This window comes from Sphingobacterium sp. UBA7253 (assembly GCF_002472745.1).
Taxonomy (GTDB): domain Bacteria; phylum Bacteroidota; class Bacteroidia; order Sphingobacteriales; family Sphingobacteriaceae; genus Sphingobacterium; species Sphingobacterium siyangense.
Map to the genome: position 1 here is coordinate 44,514 of NZ_DKSP01000201.1, position 4,327 is coordinate 48,840.

The 4,327-nt window shown below is 39.7% G+C and carries 4 protein-coding genes and 1 pseudogene; 2 read left to right on the plus strand and 3 right to left on the minus strand.

Translation table 11 applies throughout. The features are described 5' to 3' along the window. Positions 1-35: 35 nt before the first annotated feature. Entirely contained in the window at positions 36-533 is a 498-nt protein-coding gene (locus tag B2X72_RS20240; protein WP_075994257.1) for an FKBP-type peptidyl-prolyl cis-trans isomerase, read from the minus strand. A gap of 37 nt (positions 534-570) precedes the next feature. After that, positions 571-2,571 (minus strand): thioredoxin domain-containing protein, encoded by a 2,001-nt coding sequence (locus tag B2X72_RS20245; RefSeq protein ID WP_286851258.1) that lies wholly within the window; start codon positions 2,569-2,571, stop codon positions 571-573. A gap of 44 nt (positions 2,572-2,615) precedes the next feature. Here B2X72_RS20245 and B2X72_RS20250 point away from each other — a divergent pair, with 44 nt between their 5' ends. Beyond that, a complete protein-coding gene (locus tag B2X72_RS20250; RefSeq protein WP_286833884.1) occupies positions 2,616-2,903 on the plus strand; it encodes a phosphatidylglycerol lysyltransferase domain-containing protein in 288 nt (95 codons plus the stop codon). A gap of 44 nt (positions 2,904-2,947) precedes the next feature. Here the strand turns inward: B2X72_RS20250 and B2X72_RS20255 are convergent, their stop codons facing one another. Then, positions 2,948-3,439 (minus strand): SixA phosphatase family protein, encoded by a 492-nt coding sequence (locus B2X72_RS20255; RefSeq protein WP_286709656.1) that lies wholly within the window; start codon positions 3,437-3,439, stop codon positions 2,948-2,950. Positions 3,440-3,884: 445 nt separating this feature from the next. Here B2X72_RS20255 and B2X72_RS20260 point away from each other — a divergent pair. Continuing rightward, positions 3,885-4,327: pseudogene (locus B2X72_RS20260) on the plus strand (hypothetical protein); the annotation flags it as partial.

Sequence of the window (4,327 nt, forward strand, 5' to 3'; positions counted from 1 at the left end):
CACCCGGCTTTGTTTTTTTGTATCTTGGGTCAGGATTAGTGACCTTGTGTGCCGTCTACACCATGTGAATGCCCGTGAGACAATTCTTCTTCAGTAGCAGGACGTACAGTTAAGATTTCGATATCGAAATTTAATGTTTTGCCAGCCATCGGGTGGTTTAAGTCAGCGACAACTACTTCTGGAGTAACCTCAGCTACTACAGCGCGGAATTGGTTTCCTTGGTTGTCTTGCAAAGGCAATACTTCTCCTACTGGAGGTAAACCTGTTTCTTTGAACATATCTACTGGCAACTGTGCGAATGCCTTGTCATCTTTTTGACCGTAAGCATCATCCGGTGCCAATTCAAATGAAATTTTATCACCAACGTTTAAGTCTGCGATGTTTTCTTCGAATTTAGGTAACATCATACCTACACCATATAAGAAATCTAAAGGTTGTTCTGCAGTTGTTTCTTCAACGAAAACTTTTTCACCGTTTTCTACTGTGTGAAGTCTGTACGTCAATGCTACGACGTCGTTTGCTTTTATAGCCATCTGATTTTGATTTTTGGAAGCCCGAGGCTACCGTTTATTAAATATAATTTATTAACGCTTGTATGGAATCCTGTGGTAGACTGCAGGTCCTGTTTTTACAAAGATATGCTTTTGTCTCCTTTCCGACTCTATGTTCGAGCAATGGAAGATTTTCTTCTGTACCGCCAAGAACAATTTTATTTGGAATATAATAGTTGCCGAGTTCATTTTTGAAAGCCATTGCTTTATCCCCCGTCAATGCAATTTCATTGATTCCATATATTTCTTCTAGCAATAATATTGCCCAATTTGAATAAGCCGAACCATAAGTCTTGATTTGCGGGAATACATTCGCCAGCAATTGGTCTGTAATGGCGATGTAATTTTCATCATCAAAAAGCAAACCTAATCGTTTCAGCTGACGAACCATTGTCGACGAAGAGGATGGAATTACATTATCCATAATTTCGCTTTTCCGTGCGATGAGTTCCTCTGCCTGCGACGATGTATAGTAGAATGTTTTTTGTGATCCATCGTAAAAGAATGCAATGGCCTTATCAGCGAGCTGTCTTGCTTTTGTGAGCCAATTGAGGTCAAATGTCGCCTCATATAATGCTATAAAGGCTTCAATAGTGAATGCATAGTCATCTAAGAAGCCTGCGATCGCTCTATTGTTATCTTTTGGTTGGTGCAATAACTGGAGATCGTCTTGAATAAGATGTGTACAGATAAACTGGGCATTGTTTAAAGCGAGTTCAAGGAAATGGCTGTATCCAAGACTGTGATAGGCATCTATTAGTCCTTTTAGAAATAGCGCATTCCAAGTGGTCAGCTGCTTATGGTCGAGTCCCGGACGGATCCGTTGTTCACGATAGTTGTATAATTTTTTCTTTGAAATTTTTAGAAAATCTGCCCATTCGTCAGCTGACATATTGACCTTTGTTGCTAACTGGTCTGCATTAATGGCGCAAATAGGAATGTTGGTTTTCTCCTCCTCCCAGTTGCCGACTTCGGTTATGTTAAAATATTGCCCGAGTAGGGGGGCATCATCGCCCAATACCTCGTCAAATTCAGCTTTGGAGAAGGAATAGTATTTCCCTTCAATGCCCTCGCTATCGGCATCTAAAGCGCTATAGAAACCATGGTTTGGAGCAAGCATTTCACGCTCGGCCCAAGTAATCGTTTCTTCGATAATCCGTTTATAGAATGGATCCCGACTTTGTTGATACGCTTCGGCATACAGGGACAGTAGCTGGCCATTGTCATAAAGCATTTTTTCGAAGTGGGGAATATGCCAATAATGGTCCACCGAATAGCGGGCAAAGCCACCTCCGATCTGGTCATATATACCACCAGATGCTATCTTTTTTAATGTAAAATGGACATGATCTAAGATCTCCCGATCGTCGGCAAGTACGCCATATTTTAGGAAGAATAACCAGTTGTTGGGCAGTGGAAATTTGGGCGCTCTTTGATAACCACCTTCTTTTTTATCGAACATCTCGGTCCAAGGGGCAACAATTTCATTTAAGTCGTCGATTGTGTATTGCGCTGGAATAGGATTGATGGGAAGTTTCTCGGCCCGTTGAATACCATTGTTTAGCTTTTCGGCATATTCGAATGCAACTTCTGGTTTCTCAGCCCACATTTGTGCAATTTGCAATAAGATATTCTGCCAGTCGTGCGGTTTGAAATAGGTACCACCGTAAATAGGTCTTCCATCGGGCAAACAGATACAATTCAATGGCCAGCCGCCAGCGTTGGTCATCAGTTGCACGGCAAGCATATACACTTGATCAATATCGGGGCGCTCTTCACGATCGATTTTGACCGATACGAAAAACGTATTCATGGTTTGGGCGATGGCTGAGTTTTCAAAACTTTCACGCTCCATCACATGGCACCAATGGCAAGCCGAGTAGCCAATGCTTACGATGATCGGTTTATTTTCGTCTTTTGCTTTTTTTAAAGCTTCCGGCCCCCAGGGCATCCAATCTACTGGATTGTGTGCGTGCTGTTTAAGGTAGGGTGAATTTTCAAATTGCAATTGATTCGCCATAGGACGAAGGTAGTGAAAAAGTAATTATTAACGAGGCTGTTGTATTGATTATCCGTTTTTTAGCGTATTGTAAAGAGGAAGGTTATTCTTTTTTTAATAGGGGACTGACTCCTTTTTCAGGATTTGACAAGAAGAAAGGGCTAATTGAACGTTTGATCAGTTTTCTTTATGAAAGTAATCCTTACTTCCGTGAACCAAAGGGACTGAAAGAATTTAAGGGAAAATTTGATCCCTGCAGGGTTGAGAAATTTGTGGTGTATTCACATGATTTGGATTTGATTTCAGTGCCTTTGGTGATTGATAGGGCACTGAAATCAAATGTGGGCAAGTGATAAGCTGATCTTATCTGAAGATAAGTTTGTTCTTTGATCGGATTTTAATCAATTATTTGCACAAGATCGGCACAATTGCCGCTGAGCATCTGAAAGGTGAAACCGGTATCGAGCTTGATCTCTGCGCAGGATGAGGTGCGTAAATAGGCCGCTTTTCGGGTCAGGTATTCCACTAGATCAGTCAGCGTTGGATTGTGTCCAAAGAGTAGTACATGATTGATATGATCCGGAATAGCATTTATAATGGATAGCAAATGCTTGTACGTACATTCATAAATTGTTTCTTCAATTTGGATATCAAAAGAAGAAGAGCCCATGACATCTAGAAAAATACGTGTTGTCTGGAGTGCGCGATTGGCTGGCGAACTGATCACGATACTGTTTTCATCTAAAGTCAATTTTGCCGACAGCTTAGCCGCAACTTGTTTGGCCTGTTGTATACCGTCGGATGTAAGCGCACGATCAAAATCGTTTATGCCCGGAATAGTTTCGGCTTTTGCATGTCGGATGATATAAAGTTTTTTACTGTTGTCCATGATTAAAATTTTTGATTCTTAATACCAATATAGATAATAACGCTTGTTGTTCCGGTTCATTGTGTTTGCACAATGAGCAGGCTTGCGTATGAATACAAATAATAATACAGTAAGTTTTGAAAAGTATATTACATTATGAATAGTTTTTTTACCTCAAGTGATACGTTTAATATCGTGTCAAAGCTAAAGCATTGTGGTTTTTTTAGTGCCTATAACGGCAAAATGAAAGTCTTGATAACGAATTTTTTAGATTGATTTTGGGTCTTTGTTGTCTTGGTGATTTAAAAAAGAAAATCGTTGTTTTACTTTGATAAAATTATGCTAATTTCGCAGCGTAAAACAATAATTTGTTTTATACATCTATTTGCCGTCAGCTTATTTTATTTATTGAAAAACATCGTTAGCCAAGTCGCGTTTTTTTGTTTCTACCGTTTGATTTTTACTTATGATTCGTAATTTTTTGATACTTTTTTATGGAAGTATTTTTCTAGTGGCTTGCAGCCGTCCGGAGAATTTTTTTGCGCAGGATGTTGAAGCTCCTATTTGGACTGTTGAGCCCATTGATTCCGTTACTTTTGATGGTGATGAAGGTTTGGTCAATATACATACCGTTGCTGACGCTAATTTTAAGGGGTTAAAAAATGCCAACGATTTTATAGATATCTCGGGCGCAAATGCCAGTTATTGTCATCCAGATGTTCTTTATTTTCCCAATAAACTGAATGGGTATAAGTATTGGATGGTTTTTACACCTTATTTTGGCGCAGTTGGAACCAATCAAAATTCAAAGAAATTTGAAAATCCAAGTGTTGTTGTATCAAATGATGGTCTTGATTGGGTAAATCCTCCGGGATTGAGCAATCCAATTATCAATGCTCCCTTTCCCAC

Excerpts from the sequence above, each read along its gene's own strand:
- B2X72_RS20240 (WP_075994257.1), bottom strand. The coding sequence starts at position 533 with ATGGCTATAAAAGCAAACGACGTCGTAGCATTGACGTACAGACTTCAC.
- B2X72_RS20245 (WP_286851258.1), bottom strand. The coding sequence starts at position 2,571 with ATGGCGAATCAATTGCAATTTGAAAATTCACCCTACCTTAAACAGCAC.
- B2X72_RS20255 (WP_286709656.1), bottom strand. The coding sequence starts at position 3,439 with ATGGACAACAGTAAAAAACTTTATATCATCCGACATGCAAAAGCCGAA.